Origin of the sequence: Undibacterium hunanense, from assembly GCF_014284335.1 — a bacterium.
Taxonomy (GTDB): domain Bacteria; phylum Pseudomonadota; class Gammaproteobacteria; order Burkholderiales; family Burkholderiaceae_D; genus Undibacterium; species Undibacterium hunanense.
Genome location: NZ_JACOGF010000006.1, coordinates 109,017 through 132,483, shown reverse-complemented (window position 1 = coordinate 132,483; position 23,467 = coordinate 109,017). Strand labels below are relative to the sequence as shown.

Sequence of the window (23,467 nt, the reverse complement as noted above, 5' to 3'; positions counted from 1 at the left end):
CCATGACTACGCCGTCTATCTCACTTGCGAAGGATGATGCCACGCAGCCTATCCCGCCCGAAGTGCGGAAACAGGCAGTCGCATGGCGTGTGGAGTTGCAATCTGATGTCGTCACGGCTGACACCTGTCAGCGTTGGCAACAGTGGCGTGAAGCGCATCCTGATCATGAACGGGCCTGGCAGCGTGTTGAATCTTTTGGTGGCAGACTACAGGCGCTGCCATCGCCGCTGGCGCACGCTGCACTGGCACCGAAATCAATTCAGCGTCGCCAATTCGCCAAAACCATGGCAGTCATTTTCTTTACTGGTGGCGCTGGCCTGATGCTTGAAGAACATACACCCTGGCGTTTGTGGTCGGCAGACAAGAATACTGCTGTTGGTGAGCAAGCCAGCCTCACCTTGCCAGACGGTACACAGGTTGAACTGAATTCGGGAACTGCCGTCAATATCAGGTTCACCAGTACCGAGCGTGTGCTGCACTTGCTCAATGGCGAGATACTGGTTACTACCGCGCATGAGCCACTGGCGGCATCAGGCGCGACGCGACCATTCATCGTACAAACCGCGCAAGGACGGCTACGGGCTTTGGGCACGCGTTTTTCAGTGCGTGATTTTGGGGATGGAGACAGCAGTCGCGTCGCCGTGTTCGATGGTGCAGTGGAAATCTCGCCAGAACGGATGCAAGTGTCGCCTCGTATTCTGCGGGCGGACCAGCAGGCCCGGTTTACACGAGAGACTGTCGACGACATCACAGCGGCTGATGAACATGCTATCGCCTGGACGCAGGGCATGATCGTGGCAGAAGATATGCCTCTCAGCGATTTTCTGGCTGAACTGAGCCGTCACCGGCCTGGCCGCCTGGCCTGTGCCCCGGCCATCGCCAGACTCAGGGTGACGGGGACTTATCCTTTAGCCAATACCGACCGCATACTGACAGTGCTGGAGGTCGCCCTGCCTGTGGAGATCCGGCGCATCACGCGTTATTGGGTTACGGTGCAACCGCGCAGGACATAAGCGCTGATGGTCGGTAGTAGAGGATATTGGCGGGTAGAGATGAGACAAGATGAGATGGGAGAAAAAATTATTTTTTCTTGAATTTGATCCTTTTTTGGTTTTCGCGGGGCAATGAAGATAGGACCACCTACTTCTCTCACACTCCAAAGGAAACGCATATGGGCCGAGCCCGTCAATTTCATACCAGGTCAATGTCTTCCCGGCTGCCTTCACGCCGGGTCCAGCGCAGCGTCATGGCACGTGCCGTCACGCACGCTATTTCACAGACTGTAGCGAACATACTTGCTCGTAGCATGCTGGCCGTGACCGCCACCACGTTCTCTGCCATGGTTTTGCCCGGAGCGTATGCACAACAGGTCGAAGCCGCAAAGGATTATCGCATCCCGGCTGACACGCTGACCACCGTTCTCAATCGCTTCGGGCGTGATGCCGGTATCCTGCTATCTTTCTCCACGGATCAGACAAATGGCCTGCAAAGCAAGGGCATTTCAGGCCGTTACACAGTGCCGGCAGCCTTGCGTGAATTATTGCAGGGTAGTGGACTGGAAGCTACACCACAAGCGGGCGATGCCTATGTGATACGTAGCCAGCTAAACCCGGCAACGGCCAGGAATCCGGTCAATGTACCTGCGTCAGACATGAGTACGGGTACATCATTGCCAACCATCGTTATTAGTGCTCAACAACCCCGCCTGTTCGAAACACCGGATGTCAATGCTGGCGCCCTGGGGGTACGCGGCATGCAGGATTTGCCATTTTCTATCGGTTCATACACGACTGATACTATCGAAAGCCAGCGTGCACGCACTGCGCTTGATGTATTGCGCAACGATCCTTCGGTCAGCCCTGTGACTTATGGTGCATCTTTCGATGGCGTGGCAGTACGGGGATTTTCTGCCAACACCTTCAACAATGTCAGACGTGACGGTTTGCTGGCGAATGTGTATGCGGACGTACCGCTTGAAAACAAGGACCGCATTGACGTACTCAAGGGCGTGTCCGGGTTTCTTTATGGTGTGGGTGACCCTAGTGGTTTGGTGAACTACGTCATCAAACGCCCGACACGTGATCGATTGCTGAGTCTGACGGGGGAAATACGCAGCCAGTCAGGCTACTATGCCAATGTTGATGCCGGCGGTCCGCTGAATGATGGCCAGCTTGGTTATCGCTTGAATGCGGCTAAGGAAAAGGTGGGCGACTTTACACATCCAGGTGACCTAGACCGGGAGTTCGTGAGCGGTGCGCTTGATGTAAAACTCAATCGTGACAGTATGCTGCAACTGGATTTTGACTACCAGCAAAAATCACAGTCGGCCAGTGCCAGTCTGGGTCCGCGTCTTGATGGCACGCTGGTACCGGCATCCAGTGTGGATCCGCGCACCTTGATCGGGCAACCATGGGCGCGCTATAAATCCCGTAGCTGGAATGCGGGCGCACGACTCGACTACGCCTTGAATGCTGACTGGACTCTCACCAGTCAACTGGGTTATGGATCAACCTTTCGCAATGCACTGTTTAACAATGTCAACACAGTGGCACTCAACGGTAATGTACTTAGCGGCGGTGTCTCTTATGAAGGTGAGGAATACCGTGTCATATCGGGCCAGGTTTTTGCTACCGGGAAGCTTGCGCTAGCTGGTTTCAAACACGAACTGGTTGGAGGATACAGCTATTCAAAAATGGATTATCCGGAAGGCCCGTATACGCGGTTGCCCGACCAGATTGCCAATATCTATCACCCCGTGTCGAGACCCGACCCACACCTGCCTTCTGACACAGGCTTGCCAACCGCACATTCGATACAACACAGTCTTTTTGTGAGCGACACGATTGCCTTGTCTGAAGCCTGGTCAGTCTTGCTGGGCGCACGCTATATCGATTACGTCAACGACAAGCCGCGCGACTATCCTGACAGCGGCGTGCGCCTGCATTATGCAACGGCAACAACGGTTCCTACTGTCAGCATCCTGTTCAAACCGCTTTCGCACACGACGGCCTACATTACTTATACCAAAGGTTTTGAACAAGGTGCTTATGCGCCCAACTGGGCCAATAATGCCTATGAACGCCTGGACCCTATCACCAGCCGTCAATATGAGATCGGGCTTAAATCAAGCATAATCCAGGGCATGCAGCTATCGGCTGCCTTGTTCGACATCGACAAGCCATTGCAGTCCGTAAGTTCTGTCGATAACGTCTTCAAGACCAAAGGCCGGCAGCAACATCGTGGCGTCGAACTTGCAGCGAATGGACAGATCACGCGACAACTGAGCGGCATCTTCGGCCTGGCCTGGCTGGATGCCAAACAGCATGACACCGGTGACGTGAGTGTCGATGGCAAGCGGCCAGCCAATGTGGCGCGCTTCCAGAGCAGCATGTTCCTCGATTATCGTTTTGATGAAACGCCAGGACTGTCATTGAACGCTGCGTATTACCACATGGGTAACCGCCCACTCAATGGCGCTAACAGCATCATGGTGGATAGCTTCACTCGCTGGGATTTGGGTGCTACCTACACCACCCGGCTTTTCGACAAACCTTCTGTCGTACGACTGACAGTGCAAAACGTCGCGAACAAACGATATTGGGAATCCGTGGTCTATGGAACGGTGGGGATGGCACAGCCACGTACCGTACGCCTTTCATTGACCAGCCAGTTCTGACGGAGACGCCATGACATCTATTGCATTCATGCGCAGCACGGCGTTGGCGTTGTTGACTGGTACGCTGCTGTCTTTGGGAAATGCCCAGGCCCATGGGATCTGGATAGCACAGCGAACCGGTGAATGGGCCGTGGTGCTGGGGGAGGGCGCATTGGATGATGCCTACCCACCTCAAAACATCAAGCAGGTCTTGGGGCAAACACGCAAGGGAACAGCCTTGCCTGTAAGCGTTCGTGCGCAAGCACACAATGTGGTGTTTGACGCACCCTCCGAACTTGCAAGCGTGGCAGTGAGTTTCGAAGATGGCTACTGGAGCCAGGGTATTGATGGCAAATGGGTGGCGGGATCGCGTAGCCAGGTGCCGGCAGCAAAAAAGGTTGGTTATTACCAGATGTTCACCCGTACAGTGTTGGCGTCTGGTTCATCAGTTGTGAAAGCCTTTGGTTTGCCTTTGGAGATATTGCCTCTGGCCGATCCAATGCAACTCAAAAAAGGTAGCAAGCTACGCGTGCAGGTGCTGTTTGAAGGCAAGCCACTGGCCAGTACGACAATAGCCAGCGACTATCTGAACGCAGGTGAAGACCATTCAATCAGGACAGACGCGCAGGGTTACGCCGTTGTCACGATACGCAGCAGTGGGCTGAACGTGATCAAGGTCGCACACAGCGTGCGACGTACTGATACCAGCGAAGCTGACGAGGATGGCTATGCAGCCACCCTTGCTTTTGCATTGCCGTCAACCGGGGACTGACGCGTGGCAAATGCACGTGCGGCGGCAGTGGTGATGCACCGCTGGGTTGGCCTGGGCATCGCCGGGTTTCTGGTGATCGCCGGGCTGACCGGTAGCTTGCTTGCATGGAATGATGTGCTGGACGCTGCCTTGTATCCGGCGCTGCGTGTCCAGACATCAACTGATCTTGCTCCCCTTGATCCGCTGACCATACGTGACCGTCTGCAGGCGCGTTATCCTCAGGTGACGTTTTCTTCTGTTGACCTGTATAGCGAACCTGGGAAGGCGATGCTCTTCAATGTCCAGCCGCTTGCACAAAAAAATGGATCAGCCGCATCAGCCGAACCGGGCGCTGATGCTCAGGCATTCGAACAGGCATTTGATCAGTTATTCGTTAATCCCTATACCGGTCAGGTGCAGGGCGCGCGCCTGTGGGGTGATTTGTCGCAAGGTTGGAAAAATTTCATGCCCTTCGTCTACCGTTTGCACTATTCGCTGGCGTTGGGAACGGCAGGTACATCCATTCTCGGCATCGTGGGTTTGCTGTGGACGCTGGATTGCTTTATCGGTATGTATCTCAGCTTTCCGGCGCGGTTGCGCAGAAATACTAGCGGGCATGAGCGCGCCGATAACAAGCCCTGGCTGATACGCTGGCGCTCATCATGGCGTGTGCGTTGGCCTGGCGGAAATGCTGGTAATGGTGCCATACACAAACTCAATTTTGATCTGCACCGTGCAGGCGGGCTGTGGATATGGGCCATGCTGTTTGTCATTGCCTGGAGTAGTGTGTCATTCAACTTGCCGGGAATCTACAACCCGACCATGGCAGCCTTGTTCGACCAACAGACGGGTGATGACGCAGCGTCAGAGACAGGGGTGCAGCAGACTGGGCAACTCCTCAGTTGGCAGCAGGCACGCGAGTCTGGCCGGTTCTGGATGCATAGGCAATCGGTCTTGCATCACTTTCATATTGAGCATGAAGCCTCGTTATCGTATGACGCCAGCCGCATGGAGTTTCGTTATACCGTGCGCAGTAGCCGTGACATCCGTGATAAGGGCGGTGCCACCAGTATCTGGTTAGATGCCGGTAGCGACGCCATGAAGAGATTTTTTGCGCCGACTCGTCAGGCCAGCGGGGATACCATTCGCACCTGGTTGACGAATCTGCATAAGGCCTTGCTTGGTGGAGCCTGGTTCAAATCGCTTGTCACGCTGACCGGAATGGTGGTGGTTTTGCTTTGTACTACGGGTAGTATTCTATGGATAAGAAAACGACGGGCAAAGCGCTTAGCAATGACCACGAGAACATCTTCAAAAATGTCGCGCAGATAGAATGATCTCTTGGGTGCCGTCAACTCTGAGCTTCAACTTTCAGCGTCAACTCTCAGCTTCCACTTTTTTGGCCGATCAATCGAATGAGCGGTTGTTGGAAATCTTCATCTGATCAATGAAATACTCCAGAAAATTGCCGTATAAAACTATGCGGCATCTCTTTCCTGAGCAGGTGTATATACAGAAAAGCGCAATTTTTCTGTACGTTACCGCACATTTACCGATCTTCCTCCCGGCTACAGTTGCAATAACCATAAAATAGGATAGTATCCGGATGATCATGCCGCAACAAGGCGTCGTTCGGTTTAACGCGTCGTGGGAGTGCTATATCCAGTCTTTATCCGGTATAGAAATACGGTTGTTGCGCGCTAGCTGACGAAGTTTTGTTACTGTGGAAACAGCCGATGTCCATCCGAAATTTGCTTGACGATAAAAAACTGATTGACCTGCAGCGTTTTCAGCTACTGGTTGATGCGATTACTGATTACGCGATATACATGCTTGATATCGATGGCCGGGTGGTGAGCTGGAATGCCGGTGCGCAGAAATTCAAGGGCTACACCTCAGAAGAAATCATTGGTCAACATTTTTCCCAATTTTATATACCTGAAGACCAGAAGGCTGGTGTTCCTGCGCTCGCATTGCAGATTGCTGAAACTGAAGGGCGTTACGAAATCGAAGGTTGGCGCGTTCGCAAAGACGGATCTTATTTCTGGGCAAGCGTGATCATCGATGCAATCCGTGAAGATGGTCGTCTGCTTGGTTTTGCAAAAATTACCCGTGATATCACTGACCGCAAGAAAGCGGAAGAAGCATTACGCCTGAGCGAACAGCAATTTCGTTTGCTGGTGCAGGGGGTGACTGATTATGCGATCTATATGCTGGACAAAGACGGTTATGTCAGCAACTGGAATTCTGGTGCGCAGCGCATCAAGGGATACCGGCAGGAAGAGGTGATCGGTACACATTTTTCCCGTTTTTATACGCCAGAAGATCAGCGTAGCGGGGTGCCGCAGCGCGCATTATTGACAGCCAGGACCGAAGGTCGCTTTGAACAGGAAGGCTGGCGCGTCAGGAAGGATGGCAGCCAATTTCGCGCCCATGTCGTGATTGATCCTATTTACAATGCATTCAGTGAGTTTGTCGGCTACGCCAAGATTACCAGGGACATTACCGAAAAATATGAAGCTGCAGTCGCATTGAAAAAAACCGAGCAGGCATTGCAACATTCCCAAAAGATGGAAACAATCGGTAAATTGACGGGTGGCATAGCCCATGATTTCAATAATCTGTTGCAGATCATCTCAGGCAATCTGCAACTGTTGTCGGCAGAGATTGCCGGTAATCAACATGCAGAGCGGCGCGTTACCAATGCGCTTGCCGGTGTCAGGCGTGGTGCCAAACTGGCCAGCTATTTATTGTCTTTTGGGCGGCGTCAGGCGCTGGATCCCAAAGTCGTCAATATTGGCCGTTTTGTGATTGATATGGAAGATATGCTGCAGCGCAGCCTTGGTGAAACGATAGAAGTCGAAACGATTCTGGCCGATGATTTGTGGAATACCTTTGTCGACGTCGCTCAAGTCGAAAATGCTTTACTGAATCTCGCAGTCAATGCACGCGATGCCATGGAATCTGTCGGCAAGCTCACCATAGAAATCAGTAATGCTGTTCTGGATGAGAATTATGCGCGTACCCACGCTGAAGTGAATCCTGGCGAATATGTGATGCTGGCAGTGTCCGACGTTGGTTCAGGTATGCTGCCAGAAGTGGTGGCCCAGGTATTTGAACCGTTTTTCTCGACCAAACCAGAAGGCAAGGGAACAGGCCTGGGTTTGTCCATGGTGTATGGCTTTGTCAAGCAGTCAGGTGGTCACGTCAATATATATAGTGAACTTGGCTACGGCACTACCGTTAAACTTTATCTTCCACGTTCGACAGAACAGGAAGGGAAATTGACGATACAGCCACTGGAAAAAATTGTAGGAGGGGCTGAAACTATTCTGGTAGCAGAAGACGATGACGAGGTTCGTACTACTGCAATCGAGATACTGATGGGCTTAGGCTATAAGGTATTGCATGCCAGCGACGCTGAAAGTGCTCTTGCAATTGTTGATACCGGTGTCAAGATTGACCTGTTGTTTACGGATGTCGTCATGCCTGGTACTTTGCGTAGCCCTGAACTGGCCCGCAAGGCGCGCGAGCGTTTGCCGAATCTGGCGGTATTGTTTACCTCTGGCTACACGCAAAATGCCATCGTACATGGAGGACGGCTGGATGGGGGCGTGGAGTTGTTGAGCAAGCCATATAGCCGTGAAGCACTGGCGCGCAAGGTCAGGTCTGTGCTTGCCAATTGTAAGCAGCATAAAACATAAGCATCTTGCCGCAAGCAACAGTATTGATGTAGTAGAGCATATTGCATCGTATCAGGCGCATTTCGTATCTGGTGCAGATATGTTCCCGCACAAACGACTGCTGCATCTCAGGCAGATGCCGGGCGCACACTATAAATTCAACATGGTTGCAGACGACGCATGTCACCAGTTCCTGCGCTGACAATCAATCAGTTTTGTTGTTATAAAGGCCGATTGCTTAAGGCGATCTCGATTTTTCGCAAAAACTGATCCTTGGCAGCGCTTATTTCTATATCGGACATAGACGGCAGGCGGCTGATCAGTTTATCCAGTTCATCCTTAAAATCAGCACTTGAACTGTAGATCGGATTGTTTGAATCTTTTGTGACTTTTTTCGTCATGATTATTTCACTCTTTTGAATACAAGAGATTGTTGCAAAGAGACCGTTGCACAATTAGATGACCCTGTGCTCCTGACCAGGCGTCCCCGGCCAGGCTTTGCATAGAGCCATCATTTAGCTGGAAAAATACATGGTTCGTAAATTCCGGCGATGTTCTTCCATTTTCTTCAAATGCACATGATGCTTTGCAGGAATCAGGCTTTTCGGTTTTTTAGCGCAGCTCATGTCTGTCGCTGGAATCGCTGTAATGTCAGGATCAACTTTCTGTTCCTTGATTTCAGAAAGTTTTTGATTATTGCTTGAAAAAGGGAAACCGAAAAAATTCCTCATGATGACTCCTCTGAAAAGATAGGGTGCGCTGTACTTTCTCTGCCGCATCGGTACCAGAAATGCCGACGAATATGTCGCCGAATTATGGTCGCTGCTTTGCAGTAGAGCTGACATGGTAACCAGAATGCCGTACATGCAATACCGGACAATAGCGAGCAGATTTGTAGGAAAAATCTTACTGGGCAGGTTTATGCAATCTATACAGAATTCTCTGTTTATTCAACTCTGTTTCAGAGTAAAAAAATTCCAAAGCTCGCAGGCACCTTACTGAAGCAGCACGGATACAGGCTATTTCTCAAATGAAATAAGTTGGACGATATCTCCGCTTGTCGTTGCGTGTGGTCTACCGCACAGATGTAGGTAGATTAATTGCCTTAGTCTGGTACCACTTGTCCACAATGGACTTAATCAGGAGCGATGAATGGGACGAATATTTAATCAGATAGGCACCGCTGTATTGCTGTGCGCCACTATATTGCCATGCACAGGTTTTGCGGCCGATCCGGTTCCTCCCGTTGTTAAAGAGGGGAAAAGTGCATCTAACGTCGATAATACGGCGATCAATAACCGGGACAAGTACGCCGGGAATAAAACGCCAGAAGATCAAGCCAATACGCCAGAAGACAGGACTCTTCTTGCTGCGGTCCGGCGTTCTGTCGTGCAGGAAAAATCGCTGTCGGTGATGGCACATAACATCAAAATTATGGTGGATGCGGGTGCCGTTACGTTGCGCGGCCCTGTAAAAACCGCGGACGAAAAATCGAAGGTTGAAAAAATTGTCCAGACAGTCAAAGGCGTGAGTTCCATTAATAATTCACTGGACGTAAAAACCAACTGAAGCCGGCAAGCAAAGCGTGCAACACCGACAGGTAAGCATGTAACTTAATTCACTCAAGGAAATTATATGAAAACCGCAATCTACTGTATCGCAACAAATCGTGTTCAAGCAGAAACTATCGTCGACAGGCTGAAGGTGTCTGGCTTTTCAAGTGCAGACATCTCGGTCTTGTTTCCTGACCAGACTGGTACACGGGATTTTGCACATGAACAAAACACCAAATTACCTGAGGGTGCTGCCACTGGCGGAGTTGCTGGCATGGGTGTCGGTGCGATACTGGGCTGGCTGACAGGCATAGGCACATTGGCAATCCCTGGTGTCGGTCCTTTCATTGCTGCCGGGCCTATCATGGCTGCATTAAGTGGCGCTGCATTGGTGGGTGCCGCTGGCGGCATTATTGGTGGCCTGGTGGGTATGGGGATTCCTGAATACGAAGCAAAGTTGTATGACGGAAAAATTCGCGGTGGTAATGTGCTGATCTCCGTGCATACCGATAATTCTGATCAGGCTGAAATTGCAAAAGACATTTACAAAAAAGCCGGCGCAGAAGACATCAACTCCACGTCCGAGGCAAGTGCCCCTTAAGTTTTTTCAGGATTTTTTTTGAAATAAAACCCTGCTTGCATCGCAGAAACGGACTGTATAACGCAGTCCGTTTTTTATTCTTGAATATGAAACACAAAATTCCAAACACTCTTTGAAAATAAAAAGTAATTTTTATTGCGAGCCTGATCTGAGCGTTCGTTTCCGAACAAAGGATGACGAGATTTTGGTCTATCGTGAGTTAAGCCAAATTAAACGTCGATCTGATCCATGTTTAACTTTGATCGCGTCCAAACTGATCTTTTGTAGAATGCCTGCCATGTCCAAAACTGATACGACAATAGTCAATACTGAAATAAAGAAAACAAAAAGCCGCACCACTACATTGACTGGTAACGGTGGCGAACTACATCAGACTGCCGGGAAAAATCATCCGGAACTGACGACAAATCAAGGTGTGGTCATTGCCGACGATCAAAATTCTCTGAAAGCCAGCGTCAGAGGTCCGACTTTGCTGGAAGACTTTATCTTAAGAGAAAAAATTACCCATTTTGACCATGAACGTATTCCGGAACGTGTAGTACATGCACGTGGAACTGGGGCGCATGGATACTTTGAGCTGACACATTCGCTGGAAAAATATACCACCGCCAAAATCCTGACCGAAACTGGCCGTCAAACTCCTGTATTTACCCGTATATCTACAGTAGCCGGCGGCTCTGGCTCGGTTGATACGCCAAGAGACGTACGTGGGTTTGCGGTCAAGTTTTATACATCGGAAGGTAATTGGGACTTGGTTGGCAATAACATTCCTGTTTTTTTTATCCAGGATGCCATCAAATTTCCCGATCTTGTCCATGCGGTAAAGATGGAACCAGACCGTGGTTTTCCGCAAGCAGCGACAGCACATGATACGTTCTGGGATTTTATTTCACTGACACCTGAAGCCATGCACATGGTAATGTGGATCATGTCGGACCGCACGCTGCCAAGGTCACTACGAATGATAGAGGGTTTTGGCGTGCATTCTTACCGCCTCATTAATGCAGATGGTCATGCCAGCTTCGTGAAGTTCCACTGGCGCCCAAAGGCCGGGTTGCAGTCTACCATCTGGGATGAAACAGTAAAAATTGCCGGTGCTGATCCTGATTTTCACAGACGCGATTTTTTCGATGCCATCGCTGCGGGTGATTTTCCTGAATGGGAATTGGCCGTACAGCTATTTACACAAGAAGAAGCAGATCAATTTCCGTTTGATCATCTCGATGCAACCAAACTCATTCCTGAAGAGCTGGTACCACTGACTTTCATTGGACGTATGGTACTTGACAGGTGGCCGGATAATTTCTTTGCCGAGACTGAGCAAGTCGCATTTTGCCCATCACATATTGTCCCTGGTATTGATTTTTCCAATGACCCTTTGTTGCAGGGGCGTTTATTTTCTTATCTTGACACGCAGCTGTCCAGGCTGGGTTCTGCCAATTTCCATCAGATTCCGGTCAATGCGCCGAGGTGTCCGTTTGCCAATAACCAGCGCGATGGTCATATGCAAATGACACAAGCTACCGGCAGGGTAGCGTATGAGCCAAATTCATTGGACAAGGATGCCCCGCGTGAACAAGCGGTGAAAGGTTTTAAAAGCATGGCAGAACCGGTAGCTGGTGACAAAGGCCGGATACGCCCAGAAAGTTTTGCAGATCACTATAGCCAGGCTCGTCAATTTTACGCCAGCCAGAACGAAACCGAACAAGCACATATCATTGCAGCACTCATCTTTGAGTTATCAAAAGTCGAGCATCCGCATATAAGCGAAGCAATGGTCGGCCATATGCTGCATATCAACGAAGAACTGGCGCGACGTGTTGCTGTTGGCCTGGGCATTAAGGTGTTGCCAGTGGCACCGCCTGTTTTGGTAGAGGTGCAGGACTTGCCGGTGTCACCGGCCCTGCAATTGATAGGCAAGATGAAGGACACGCTGGCAGGTCGCGTGGTTGGCATTCTCATTGACGAAGGTTCGGATGCCAGTATCCTGGAAAAGCTCAAAGCTGTAGTTACCAGTGCAGATGCGAAGTACAAAGTTATTGCTCCCCGGATTAATAGCATCCATCTGTCTGACGGTAAAGAAACCAAGGTGGATGTGCAACTGGCAGGAAGTCCTTCGGTAATATTTGATGCAATCGCCCTCGTTCTCTCCAGCGAATCTGCAAAAAAACTGGAGCACGATATGACAAGCATTGATTTTGTCAGGGATGCCTATAGTCACTTGAAAGCAATTGCCTATGATGCGGGGGGCGATATTCTGTTGAATGCAGCCTGTATCAATAAAGACGTTGCTGTGATATCGACGAATAAATTGAAGGACTTTCTGACAGCAGCGAAAACACGACAATGGAACCGCGAGAAATTGGTAAGGCCATTAGTGTAAGCGTGCAATTATCGTAGAGAGAATTTGGAAATACTAAGCTGGATGACGTTTCTGCATGACCCCGGTGTGCAGAGCCTGTTCCTAAAAATGTACTTCCAAGCGCTTACTACGATTGATTGCACAGGTTTTAAGATGACTGACCCTGCCCAGCTTAGTTCATATGCGATCTTCTTGAATCAGGTTGAATAAGCAGACTTATAGCATTTTCTCTTTTTTATGACATAAAGGATATACCATGCGCACCGCCACACCTTCGGCCAAAGCCAAGTCTGTAAAACTCCCTGCTGTTATTGCAAAAAAGGCGAAAGGCGCTGCAGCGCAAGATGCTGTCAGCCTGCTTAAGCAAGACCATAAAAACGTGAAAGCCTTATTCAGTAAATTCGAAAGCCTGGGCGATAAGGCTTTAGTCAGCAAAAAGAAAATTGCCCGGCAGATTTGCCTGGAATTGACCAAACACACCATTGCCGAGGAGGAGATTTTTTATTCAGCCATGCGCAAGGTCGGTGAAGATACCCGGGACATGATGGACGAAGCTACTGTCGAACATGCGGCTGCCAAGGATTTGATTGCACAGATCCTGGCCATGGAGCCTGGTGATGATCTCTATGACGCCAAAGTCAAAGTCTTATCAGAACAAATAGAGCACCATGTAAAGGAAGAAGAAGCAGAAATGTTTCCCAAAGCAAAAAAAGCGAAACTGAATCTGACTGCCCTGGGCGAAGCAATACAGGAACGCAAGAATGAAATTGATTTTCCGTCCCTGCAATAAATGAAACAATACAAGAACTCTGGACATGAAAGGACTTTTTTACTGTCCAGCGTTTTTAGAGTCTCTTGTATGAGACCAGGACATCATCAGTAAGCCTGCTATCCGGAAATGCATTGGGAAAATTTTCAGATACAGTGATTACCGTTTGGGTTACACGACATGCCGCCTGAGTGATTGCCAGGCTTTAGTTATCCGGAGATACCCAAAGACAGGATATTTCCCGCATTTACGCGAATTTTTGATTTGAATGTGCTCTAGCGCACAGATTTATTCAGAGCAAGACTCCATCATCTTTTCCCTGCGTCCCGCTTTCCTGGCGTAAATCCCCATACCGGCACCTCCCGCCGTAAACCTGTAATTAGTAGGCTTGGGATACCTGCGAGATCTGCATGATGCACGAACCTTTGATCGACCGTCACCCAGAGCTTGTCCATGATTGCGACAATCCTTGTCAAGAGTTAGTGGATCCGCGTGCTGGCCTTGACGAAAAATTTGAGAGCAGCGCATTCCGCATAAATAATTGCTTCTTCGGTAATGCTATCGTAGAAGCTGTAAAGTTGTTTAATGCGTGTCATGATTCAGTCGTCGTTAATGAACAGGCTTGGAAGGCGAATCAGCCTTTGGGGTTTTTCGCTCATGCGTTTCACCATTGCGTGAAGATAACGATGCTTGCATTCGCTGCTATCAAGTCAGGTAATGTTCACCTGATTTTTTCCATCAACAGGATGCCGCATCGCAACATGGCGAAACTTCGGCGGCAGATTGAGCGTTTTCTGGCTGATCTGATCAAGCGCAACTTCAACGCTGAGCAGTTTTCTTCCATAGCCACTGTCAATAATCACGATGATTTGTTGACCTCAGCGATGGGGAATCTATGGCTGAACGCGTTCAAATTTAGTGGCAAAGGTGGTATTGTGATGCTTGGTATTGGTACCCGGGCGGTGCGTAATTCGACGCAGTGTAAAAATAATGCTATTTATTGAAATATTGAGAAACTTCATTTGGGATAGATGAATTGAATGCATATGACCCTGCTTTACTTTACACGCAGGCTGTTTTCAAACCAGACAGGTAACAATGGAAAATTCACTTTCTGATAAAGAGCATGAGACTTCTCTTGCCAAGGACTCTGCTACTGATTCTGCCAGTGATACAGGGGCAGGCTTGCATATTCTGGTTGTTGAAGATAACCAGGATTTGCTGGAGATGTTATGCGAAATGCTCGATATGATAGGACATATGCCCGTCCCTGCTGCAAGTGGGGAAAATGCTTTGGAGTTACTGCAGCAACAGCGTTTTGACGTATTGCTGACGGATATCAATTTACCCAAAATGTCGGGCATCGCCCTGGCAAAGCAAGCCATGCTGAATGCGCCGGATATGCATATTGTTTTTTCATCCGGTCATGGCCCGCACATTCATAGTTATGTCAATTTTCCCTGCCATATGCTCACCAAACCGTATGAACTGAGCCAGATTCAACAGCTACTTGAGGGATTTTTGGTGCGGCGATAACAAGAAAAGTACCAACGCTGTTCAATGTGTTGTTTGAATACGCAGGTGGAGTAAGGCGATCAGGTTCAGGCTGGCCCCATGCTGGGTGTGTTGAAACGGGCAATTCAGCGTACTTCCTGGATTGACCAGTTTGAGTGAGTTCGACCTGTTGGACCTGAACTTCAATTTCTTCGTCATGATAAGCACCGCAGTGGAATGAGTGGGATGAGTCAGATGTGAATCTTAAACACACTCTTGCACGGGGTATATCAGCGAGTCTATACAGCTTTTGTAGGATGGGGACCACAAAGTCATCTTTGCTTGCTCAAGCCAGGCACAACAGGCAGGCTGACACTTCAGCGTCAGGCAATTCAGACTATTTCAAGCTTTTCTATGGCAAGCATCAGTTGCTGGAGTTTTAAAGGTTTTACGAAGTGGGAATCAAAACCGGCCTCCATCGTCAATCTGTGATCTTCTCTGAGTCCGTAACCGGTCAATGCGATCAGGTACATGCTGCGGGTGTCTTTGTCGCTGCGTAAGCGTCGTGCCACTTCATAACCGTCCATGCCTGGCAGCCCGATATCAATCAGGGCTACAGAAGGTTTTTCTTCCTTCGCCAGGATCAGTCCTTCGGCACCATTTGCAGCTTCAAGCACCTGAAAGCCGTGAGCCGTGAGTAACTGCGTAGTCATTTCGCGGGCATCCTGATTGTCTTCAACCAGCAGCAGCTTGGTGTTCGTTTTCAGTCTCCGAACCTCGTCAGGTTGAGGTGATACCCTGCTCTCTATGGCCTGGGGTAATACGACAGTAAAAGTGCTACCCAGATTTTCACCTTCGCTTTGGGCGAGGATATCGCCACCGTGCAATTCAACCAGCTGCTTGACCAGGGCGAGACCTATGCCGAGGCCCCCTTTGGCACGATCCAGAGAATGTTCTCCCTGGACGAAAACATTAAAAATCCGGGGCAGCAAATCTTTCGCTATACCGATGCCGGTGTCGCTGATCATCAATTTTATAGTGCCCTTGCGGACGGCAATCTTTATAGTGATGGTGCCACCAGCGGGCGTATATTTAATGGCATTGTCCAACAAATTAGTGATGATTTGCTCTACACGCGTGGGGTCTGCGTCTATCCATGATTCGGCAGGATCCATATTCCATTGGTAACTGTCAACCGGGCGGCTGGCTCTCAGGCTATCGAGGCAGGACAAGACAACTTCGCCAAGATTGACTGCCGTTTTATCGAGAACGATTTTTCCTGACATGACCCTTCCCAGATCCAGCAAATCATCGACTATGCGGGTTAAATGCTGTGATTGTCTTGAGAGGATTTTTTTTGCGCGCTCTACACTGTCTGCTTTCGCACCTGGAAAGCCTATGATGGATGCTGCGCTGGTGATTGCACTTAAGGGATTGCGTAATTCATGGCCAAGCATGGCCAGGAATTTATCTTTGGCTTCATTCTGTTGAACAGCTATTTTTCTCTCTTTTATTTCACGCTGCAGTTTGTCATTGGCCGCCTGCAAATCCAGAGTACGCAGACCGAGGGCGTCTGTTTGTGCTTTCAACTCCAGATTTTTTTTTGCCAGTGAAACGAATACGGATACCTTGGCTTGTAACACCTGGGGAATGATAGGAGTGAAAAGATAGTCGACGGCACCCTGCTGGTAAGCCCTTAATTTATTCAGATCATCGACCAGGAAAGCCGTAATGAAGATAATCGGTATCGAAGAAGAACGAGCGCGCTTGTGGATCGCTTCGGCGGTTTCGAATCCATTCATGCCGGGCATGTTGACGTCCAGCAGTATCACGGCGAAGTCATCCTGTAATACGTGACGCAGTGCATCCTCTCCGGATTTTGCGGTAACCACAAGGCAGTTATTCTCATCAGCCCAAGTCGTGAGCAGCCCGCTCAGGGCGAACAAACTCGCCTTATCGTCATTAACGACCAGAATTTTGGGTTTATATTTTGCTTGCACGGGGTTCCTCGTCTGCACCGTTTCCGGTTGGAGACACTTTTGTCATTATAGAAATATTCAATTGTCACAGATCTTTAAATATGAAGTAAATTATGTCACCGTATCTCGTTTGACGGAAAGAAAATAATCGAATACCGCTGAAAAGCTGTTTGCAGGCTTTTAATACGGCGTTTAACGCATGTTGCCCTGCAAAATACCTGTGTTATTTGCTGCTACCTGGCTGACACTGCATCAGTTCCAGTCAAACTCTTGCAGAAAAAAGGGTGAATCAGTGTTTTTGCAGCATTTGCCATCAATCCCATTGCTTAAAGGTCCGAATGAATACGCTCACAGACACTACAGAAACACTCGATCCCAAGCTGTTGCTGGCGGCACTGACTGCGCTCAAGAAGGGTGATTTCTCAGTCAAAATGCCATCTGACCTGACGGGCTTGAATGGCAAGATTGCCGATACCTTGAATGAGATCATCGAAAATAGCTCACATATGACGCAGGGCATTCTCAACGTCAGTCAGTTGGTTGGTCAGGAGGGACGTTTGTTGCAGCGCGCTTCTTCAGTACGGGCGGAAGGGGATTGGGGCACGATCGTCAACTCGGTCAATTCACTGATTGATGATCTGGTACGCCCCACGACTGAGATGGCAAGGGTGATTGGGGCTGTAGCAAAAGGCGATCTTTCCCAAAGTATGGCACTGGAAGTGGATGGGCGCGCCTTGCAGGGCCAGTTCCTCAGCGCGGCGACGACGGCGAATACCATGGTGAGCCAGCTAAGCTCTTTTGCCTCTGAAGTCACCCGCGTGGCGCGGGAAGTGGGTACTGAAGGTAAGCTCGGTGGGCAGGCAAATGTGCCCAGCGTGGCTGGTATCTGGAAAGATCTTACTGACTCGGTCAACTCCATGGCCGGTAACCTGACCTCACAGGTGCGCAATATCGCCGAAGTGACCACTGCGGTGGCAAACGGTGACTTGTCCAAGAAGATTACGGTCGATGTGCGTGGTGAAATCCTGCAACTGAAAGACACCATCAATACCATGGTCGATCAGTTACGCTCTTTTGCGTCCGAGGTGACGCGGGTAGCGCGCGAGGTGGGTACCGAGGGCAAATTGGGTGGCCAGGCATATGTACCAGGTGTAGGCGGTACATGGAAGGATCTGACCGATAACGTCAATTTTATGGCATCCAACCTGACCGGGCAGGTACGTAATATCGCCGAGGTGACTACAGCGGTGGCGAATGGCGACTTGTCCAAGAAAATTGCGGCGGATGCCAAGGGTGAAATTTTACAGTTGAAAGATACCATCAACGTCATGGTGGATCAGTTGAGCTCGTTTGCATCTGAAGTCACACGGGTGGCAAGGGAAGTGGGTACCGAAGGCAAGCTCGGTGGGCAGGCGCAGGTCAAGGGAGTTGGCGGTACCTGGAAAGATTTGACCGATTCGGTGAATTCCATGGCGGGCAATTTGACAGGCCAGGTGCGTAACATCGCGGAAGTAACGACAGCGGTGGCAAACGGGGATTTATCGAAAAAAATCACGGTGGACGTAAAAGGTGAAATTCTCGAACTGAAAAACACGATTAACGTGATGGTGGATCAGTTGAATTCGTTCGCATCTGAAGTAACCCGTGTGGCACGCGAAGTGGGGACTGAGGGCAAACTGGGCGGACAGGCAAACGTGCCCGGCGTGGCTGGTACATGGAAGGATTTAACGGATTCCGTCAATTCCATGGCAGGTAACCTGACAGGACAGGTAAGGAATATTGCCGACGTCACCACGGCGGTGGCGAATGGTGACTTGTCGAAGAAAATTACTGCCGATGCCAAAGGTGAAATTCTGGAATTGAAAAACACCATCAACGTAATGGTGGATCAGCTCAGCTCGTTTGCCTCTGAAGTCACGCGGGTGGCCCGCGAAGTGGGTACCGAAGGTGAGCTGGGTGGGCAGGCGAATGTACCGGGTGTTGCCGGTACCTGGAAAGATCTGACCGACTCGGTCAACTCCATGGCAGGTAACCTGACCGGGCAGGTGAGGAATATTGCCGACGTCACCACGGCGGTGGCGAATGGTGACCTGTCGAAGAAAATTACTGCCGATGCCAAAGGTGAAATTCTGGAGCTGAAAAATACCATTAACGTGATGGTGGATCAGCTCAGTTCGTTTGCCTCTGAGGTAACGCGGGTGGCCCGTGAGGTCGGTACCGAAGGTGTGCTGGGTGGCCAGGCGAATGTGCCTGGCGTGGCGGGTACTTGGAAGGATTTGACAGATAACGTCAACTTCATGGCATCGAACCTGACTGGTCAGGTTCGTAATATCGCCGATGTGACAACAGCAGTGGCCAAAGGTGATTTGTCGAAAAAAATTACGGTCGATGTCAAAGGCGAAATTCTGGAACTGAAAAACACCATCAACGTCATGGTGGATCAACTGAGTTCATTTGCGTCTGAAGTAACACGCGTGGCACGTGAGGTCGGTACAGAAGGCAAGCTCGGTGGACAGGCGTTTGTGAAAGGGGTAGGCGGCACCTGGAAGGATCTGACCGACAACGTCAACTTCATGGCATCCAATCTGACTGGCCAGGTACGTAATATTGCAGAGGTAACCACGGCGGTGGCGAATGGTGATTTGTCCAAAAAAATCACCGCCGACGTCAAGGGCGAAATTCTTCAGTTGAAAAACACCATCAACGTCATGGTGGATCAGCTCAGCTCATTTGCATCTGAAGTGACGCGGGTAGCGCGTGAGGTGGGTACCGAAGGCAAGCTGGGCGGGCAGGCAAATGTGCCCGGTGTTGCCGGCACCTGGAAAGATCTGACCGATTCGGTCAACTCCATGGCAGGTAACCTGACTTCACAGGTGCGCAATATTGCCGATGTGACGACGGCGGTGGCGAATGGTGACTTATCCAAAAAAATTACCGTAGACGTGCGTGGCGAGATTTTGCAACTGAAAGATACCATCAACACCATGGTCGATCAGCTCAATTCTTTTGCTTCTGAAGTCACGCGGGTGGCGCGTGAAGTGGGTACTGAAGGGCGTCTGGGTGGCCAGGCGAATGTTCCCGGTGCTTCAGGTACATGGAAGGATTTGACGGATAACGTCAACTTCATGGCATCCAACCTGACCGGTCAGGTGCGTAATATTGCAGATGTAACGACGGCTGTGGCGAACGGTGATTTATCCAAGAAAATTACGGTGGACGTAAAAGGCGAAATTCTTGAATTGAAGGACACCATTAACGTCATGGTGGATCAACTGAGTTCCTTCGCTTCCGAAGTGACCCGCGTAGCACGTGAAGTGGGCACCGAAGGCAAACTGGGTGGACAGGCGCAAGTGAAGGGCGTGGGCGGCACCTGGAAAGATCTGACAGAAAACGTCAATTTCATGGCGGCCAATCTTACCGCGCAGGTACGCGGTATTGCCGGTGTGGTGACAGCCGTGGCGAACGGCGATCTTAAAAAGAAACTGACCGTGGCTGCACAAGGTGAAATTGCCTCGCTTGCCAATACCATCAATGAAATGACCGATACGCTGGCCGTGTTTGCGGATCAGGTGACAACCGTTGCGCGTGAGGTGGGGGTTGAGGGCAAACTCGGTGGACAGGCCAGCGTGCCAGGCGCATCGGGTACCTGGAAAGATTTGACTGAAAACGTCAATCAGCTCGCCGCCAACCTGAGTACGCAAGTGCGTGCGATTGCCGAAGTGGCGACAGCGGTGACCAGGGGCGATCTCTCGCGTTCCATTCAGGTGAAAGCCCGTGGTGAGGTGTCTGACCTGAAGGACAATATCAATGAAATGATACGTAACCTCAAGGAAACCACACAAAAGAATGCTGAACAGGATTGGCTCAAGACCAATCTGGCACGCTTTACCCGTCTGCTGCAAGGCCAGCGCGATCTGGGTACCGTCACCAAACTGATTCTGTCTGAACTTGCACCGTTGGTGTCCGCGCATCATGGGGTGTTCTATATGATGGACTCCAATAACGATGCTCCCTTGCTGGAAATGATTGCCAGTTATGGTTATCGCTCCAGCAGCAAGTTACCGACTTCCTTCCTGCCTGGCGAGGGCCTGGTAGGGCAGTGCGCGCTGGAGAAGAGCCGGGTGTGGCTGACCAATGTACCGCGTGACTATATCAAGGTCTCGTCCGGTCTTGGCTCTGCACCGCCGACCAATATTGTGGTCTTGCCTATTTTGTTCGAACAGCAGGTCAAAGCGGTCATTGAGATTGCTTCTCTCGACAAGTTCACGCAAACGCATATGGGCTTTCTGGATCAGTTGATGGAGTCTATCGGCGTTGTCTTACATACCATTGAAGCGAATAGCCGTACCGAGAGTCTGCTGACACAATCCCAGTCATTGGCGCAAAAATTACAACAGACCAATCAGGAACTGGCAGAAAAAGCCAGCCTGTTATCTGATCAGAATATTGAGGTGGAACGTAAAAACCGCGAGGTTGAACAGGCCAAGCTGGCACTCGAAGAAAAAGCTACGCAACTGGCTTTGTCATCCAAATACAAGTCCGAATTCCTGGCCAATATGTCGCATGAATTGCGTACGCCACTGAACAGTCTGTTGATCCTGGCCCAGCAATTAAGTGATAACCCGCAGGGAAATCTATCTGGCAACCAGGTGGAATACGCCAAGACCATCTTCGGTTCCGGTAGCGATTTGCTGACGCTGATTAACGATATTCTGGATTTGTCGAAGATAGAATCAGGTACCGTCACGCTGGAACTCAGCGAATCGCGCCTGTCCACACTGGCATCTTATGTCGAACGTACTTTCCGCCACATGGCAGAAGCCAAGAATATCAATTTTTCGATTACCCTGGATCAGGGCTTACCGGCAGCTATCAAAACCGATACGACACGTTTGCAACAGATTCTTAAAAACCTGTTGTCGAATGCCTTCAAATTTACTTCACGCGGTGAAGTGCGGCTCAGTATCGGTGTGGTGCAGTCAGGCTGGACGCCTGATCTTCCCCAGTTAAGCCATGCAGATGCCGTGCTGGCATTTTCGGTAGCTGATACGGGTGTCGGTATTGCCAGTGACAAACTGCAATTGATTTTCGAGGCATTCCAGCAGGCAGATGGTAGTACCGCGCGTAAATACGGGGGTACAGGGCTGGGACTTTCCATCAGTCGTGAACTGGCACGTTTGCTGGGCGGAGAAATTCGTGTGACCAGTATCGTCGGCAGCGGTAGTACGTTCACCCTGTTCTTGCCATACAGCGGTGGGGGCCTGATTAGCCCAGTACCGCAACAAAATGCAGCATCAACAACGCCGGCACTGATCAGGGTGTTGGGAACACCTGTGGGTAGTTCCAATGAATTGACGCACCCTGCACTGGGCGAAGCAGCGACGATGAGCCTGAACTATGCCGAGGGGGAGGCTGCATTCGATGACAGAAACATGATAGCCAGCGGTGACCCGGCGCTATTGATTGTGGAAGACGATTCCCGTTTTTCTGCTATTTTGCTCGCTTTCGCCAGAGAGAAAGGCTTCAAGGGTATAGTCAGCCAGAGCGGTGACGCGGCATTGACACTGGCACGCGATTACAGTCCGACCGCGATTCTGCTCGATATAGATTTGCCAGACTGCGATGGTTTTACTGTGCTCGATCGTCTGAAACGCGACCCCGGTACACGGCACATTCCTGTGCATATCATGTCCAACTCCAATGAGCGTGAGCGCGGCCTGCAACACGGTGCCATTTCTTACCTGACCAAACCGATCAAGCGCGAGAGACTGGAAGAAGAGTTCAACCGCATACAGCAATTCCTGATCCGCGGTAAGCGCAGCTTGCTGGTCGTGGAGGATGAGGAATTGCAGCGCGCCCGCATTGTAGAGCTGATAGGCGAACATGATGTGCAGATCACAGCCGTGGAAAGCGGCCAGAAAGCGCTGGAGGCACTAAGAAACGCGCATTTTGATTGCATGGTACTGGATCTGACTTTGCCTGATATTGATGGTTTTGAATTACTGGACATCATCAGCAAGGATAAGAAACTCAGGGACTTGCCGGTGATTATCTATACCGCCAAGGAATTGTCACGCAAGGAAGTCACCAGGATACGCAAGGTGGCGAAAACCATCGTCGTCAAGGATGCCCGTTCTCCCGAGCGCCTGCTGGATGAGACGGCGCTGTTCCTGCATCGTTCGCCTGCCGATTTGCCTGAATTCCAAAGACGCATGCTGGAAGACATGCACGCATCGGATGGCAGCCTGTCAGGCCGGAAAGTACTGGTCGTTGATGATGACTTGCGTAACATTTTTGCGCTGACGACCGTCCTCGAAAGGCAGGACATGCTGGTGGTTTTTGCAGAAAACGGCAGGGATGGCATAGAGTTGCTGGAACAAGACCCGGATATCGAGATCGTGTTGATGGATATCATGATGCCGGAAATGGATGGCTATGACACCATGCGTGCCATCAGGAAAATACCCAAGTTCAAAAGCATGCCCATCATCACCCTGACGGCCAAGGCCATGAAAGGTGACCGTGACAAATGTTTTGCGGCAGGGGCGTCCGACTATATTACCAAGCCGGTGGATAGTGCGCAGTTACTGTCATTGATGCGTGTCTGGCTAACGGAATAA

15 protein-coding genes are annotated in these 23,467 nt (G+C 50.3%); 12 read left to right on the top strand and 3 right to left on the bottom strand.

What is annotated here, in order from left to right:
- The first annotated feature begins 2 nt into the window (after positions 1 to 2).
- The 5 genes from H8L32_RS13375 (at position 3) to H8L32_RS13355 (ending at position 8,110) form a co-directional block, all read left to right on the top strand.
- Positions 3 to 1,013 carry a FecR domain-containing protein gene (locus H8L32_RS13375; protein ID WP_186947938.1) on the top strand — a complete coding sequence of 337 codons (1,011 nt, stop codon included), beginning with the start codon at positions 3 to 5 and terminating at the stop codon, positions 1,011 to 1,013.
- 191 nt (positions 1,014 to 1,204) lie between these two features.
- Positions 1,205 to 3,676 carry a TonB-dependent siderophore receptor gene (locus tag H8L32_RS13370; protein ID WP_186947737.1) on the top strand — a complete coding sequence of 824 codons (2,472 nt, stop codon included), beginning with the start codon at positions 1,205 to 1,207 and terminating at the stop codon, positions 3,674 to 3,676.
- Between the two features lie 10 nt (positions 3,677 to 3,686).
- A complete protein-coding gene (locus H8L32_RS13365) occupies positions 3,687 to 4,427 on the top strand; it encodes a DUF4198 domain-containing protein (RefSeq protein WP_186947736.1) in 741 nt (246 codons plus the stop codon).
- A 3-nt stretch (positions 4,428 to 4,430) separates the two neighbouring features.
- Positions 4,431 to 5,738, top strand: coding sequence for a PepSY-associated TM helix domain-containing protein (locus tag H8L32_RS13360; protein ID WP_186947735.1), 1,308 nt, complete (start codon positions 4,431 to 4,433; stop codon positions 5,736 to 5,738).
- A 404-nt stretch (positions 5,739 to 6,142) separates the two neighbouring features.
- On the top strand, positions 6,143 to 8,110 hold the full coding sequence (locus tag H8L32_RS13355; protein WP_186947734.1) for a hybrid sensor histidine kinase/response regulator: 1,968 nt from the start codon (positions 6,143 to 6,145) through the stop codon (positions 8,108 to 8,110).
- A gap of 200 nt (positions 8,111 to 8,310) precedes the next feature.
- Here the strand turns inward: H8L32_RS13355 and H8L32_RS13350 are convergent, their stop codons facing one another.
- Together H8L32_RS13350 and H8L32_RS13345 are read right to left on the bottom strand one after the other, a co-directional pair.
- The gene (locus tag H8L32_RS13350; protein WP_186947733.1) at positions 8,311 to 8,490 is read right to left on the bottom strand and encodes a hypothetical protein; all 180 of its coding nucleotides are present in this window, start codon (positions 8,488 to 8,490) and stop codon (positions 8,311 to 8,313) included.
- A gap of 114 nt (positions 8,491 to 8,604) precedes the next feature.
- Positions 8,605 to 8,934: a hypothetical protein gene (locus H8L32_RS13345; RefSeq protein ID WP_186947732.1), complete on the bottom strand. Its 330-nt coding sequence runs from the start codon at positions 8,932 to 8,934 to the stop codon at positions 8,605 to 8,607.
- A 307-nt stretch (positions 8,935 to 9,241) separates the two neighbouring features.
- On the opposite strand from H8L32_RS13345, the gene H8L32_RS13340 reads away from it, so the two are divergent.
- The 6 genes from H8L32_RS13340 (at position 9,242) to H8L32_RS13315 (ending at position 14,910) form a co-directional block, all read left to right on the top strand.
- Positions 9,242 to 9,658 (top strand): BON domain-containing protein, encoded by a 417-nt coding sequence (locus H8L32_RS13340; RefSeq protein WP_186947731.1) that lies wholly within the window; start codon positions 9,242 to 9,244, stop codon positions 9,656 to 9,658.
- Positions 9,659 to 9,724: 66 nt separating this feature from the next.
- Positions 9,725 to 10,243 (top strand): hypothetical protein, encoded by a 519-nt coding sequence (locus H8L32_RS13335; protein WP_186947730.1) that lies wholly within the window; start codon positions 9,725 to 9,727, stop codon positions 10,241 to 10,243.
- 277 nt (positions 10,244 to 10,520) lie between these two features.
- Complete coding sequence (locus H8L32_RS13330; protein WP_186947729.1) at positions 10,521 to 12,626, top strand: catalase; 2,106 nt, start codon at positions 10,521 to 10,523, stop codon at positions 12,624 to 12,626.
- A 235-nt stretch (positions 12,627 to 12,861) separates the two neighbouring features.
- Positions 12,862 to 13,395, top strand: a complete 534-nt coding sequence (locus tag H8L32_RS13325) for a hemerythrin domain-containing protein (protein ID WP_186947728.1) — start codon at positions 12,862 to 12,864, stop codon at positions 13,393 to 13,395.
- 389 nt (positions 13,396 to 13,784) lie between these two features.
- Positions 13,785 to 14,378, top strand: coding sequence for a hypothetical protein (locus tag H8L32_RS13320; protein ID WP_186947727.1), 594 nt, complete (start codon positions 13,785 to 13,787; stop codon positions 14,376 to 14,378).
- 94 nt (positions 14,379 to 14,472) lie between these two features.
- A complete protein-coding gene (locus H8L32_RS13315) occupies positions 14,473 to 14,910 on the top strand; it encodes a response regulator (protein ID WP_186947726.1) in 438 nt (145 codons plus the stop codon).
- A gap of 350 nt (positions 14,911 to 15,260) precedes the next feature.
- Here H8L32_RS13315 and H8L32_RS13310 read toward each other — a convergent pair whose 3' ends face one another.
- On the bottom strand, positions 15,261 to 16,868 hold the full coding sequence (locus H8L32_RS13310; RefSeq protein WP_186947725.1) for a response regulator: 1,608 nt from the start codon (positions 16,866 to 16,868) through the stop codon (positions 15,261 to 15,263).
- A 317-nt stretch (positions 16,869 to 17,185) separates the two neighbouring features.
- On the opposite strand from H8L32_RS13310, the gene H8L32_RS13305 reads away from it, so the two are divergent.
- Complete coding sequence (locus H8L32_RS13305; RefSeq protein WP_186947724.1) at positions 17,186 to 23,467, top strand: HAMP domain-containing protein; 6,282 nt, start codon at positions 17,186 to 17,188, stop codon at positions 23,465 to 23,467.

Excerpts from the sequence above, each read along its gene's own strand:
- H8L32_RS13315 (WP_186947726.1), top strand. The coding sequence starts at position 14,473 with ATGGAAAATTCACTTTCTGATAAAGAGCATGAGACTTCTCTTGCCAAG.
- H8L32_RS13350 (WP_186947733.1), bottom strand. The coding sequence starts at position 8,490 with ATGACGAAAAAAGTCACAAAAGATTCAAACAATCCGATCTACAGTTCA.
- H8L32_RS13335 (WP_186947730.1), top strand. The coding sequence starts at position 9,725 with ATGAAAACCGCAATCTACTGTATCGCAACAAATCGTGTTCAAGCAGAA.
- H8L32_RS13320 (WP_186947727.1), top strand. The coding sequence starts at position 13,785 with ATGATGCACGAACCTTTGATCGACCGTCACCCAGAGCTTGTCCATGAT.
- H8L32_RS13325 (WP_186947728.1), top strand. The coding sequence starts at position 12,862 with ATGCGCACCGCCACACCTTCGGCCAAAGCCAAGTCTGTAAAACTCCCT.
- H8L32_RS13345 (WP_186947732.1), bottom strand. The coding sequence starts at position 8,934 with ATGTCAGCTCTACTGCAAAGCAGCGACCATAATTCGGCGACATATTCG.
- H8L32_RS13340 (WP_186947731.1), top strand. The coding sequence starts at position 9,242 with ATGGGACGAATATTTAATCAGATAGGCACCGCTGTATTGCTGTGCGCC.
- H8L32_RS13365 (WP_186947736.1), top strand. The coding sequence starts at position 3,687 with ATGACATCTATTGCATTCATGCGCAGCACGGCGTTGGCGTTGTTGACT.
- H8L32_RS13370 (WP_186947737.1), top strand. The coding sequence starts at position 1,205 with ATGTCTTCCCGGCTGCCTTCACGCCGGGTCCAGCGCAGCGTCATGGCA.
- H8L32_RS13330 (WP_186947729.1), top strand. The coding sequence starts at position 10,521 with ATGTCCAAAACTGATACGACAATAGTCAATACTGAAATAAAGAAAACA.
- H8L32_RS13305 (WP_186947724.1), top strand. The coding sequence starts at position 17,186 with ATGAATACGCTCACAGACACTACAGAAACACTCGATCCCAAGCTGTTG.
- H8L32_RS13375 (WP_186947938.1), top strand. The coding sequence starts at position 3 with ATGACTACGCCGTCTATCTCACTTGCGAAGGATGATGCCACGCAGCCT.
- H8L32_RS13355 (WP_186947734.1), top strand. The coding sequence starts at position 6,143 with ATGTCCATCCGAAATTTGCTTGACGATAAAAAACTGATTGACCTGCAG.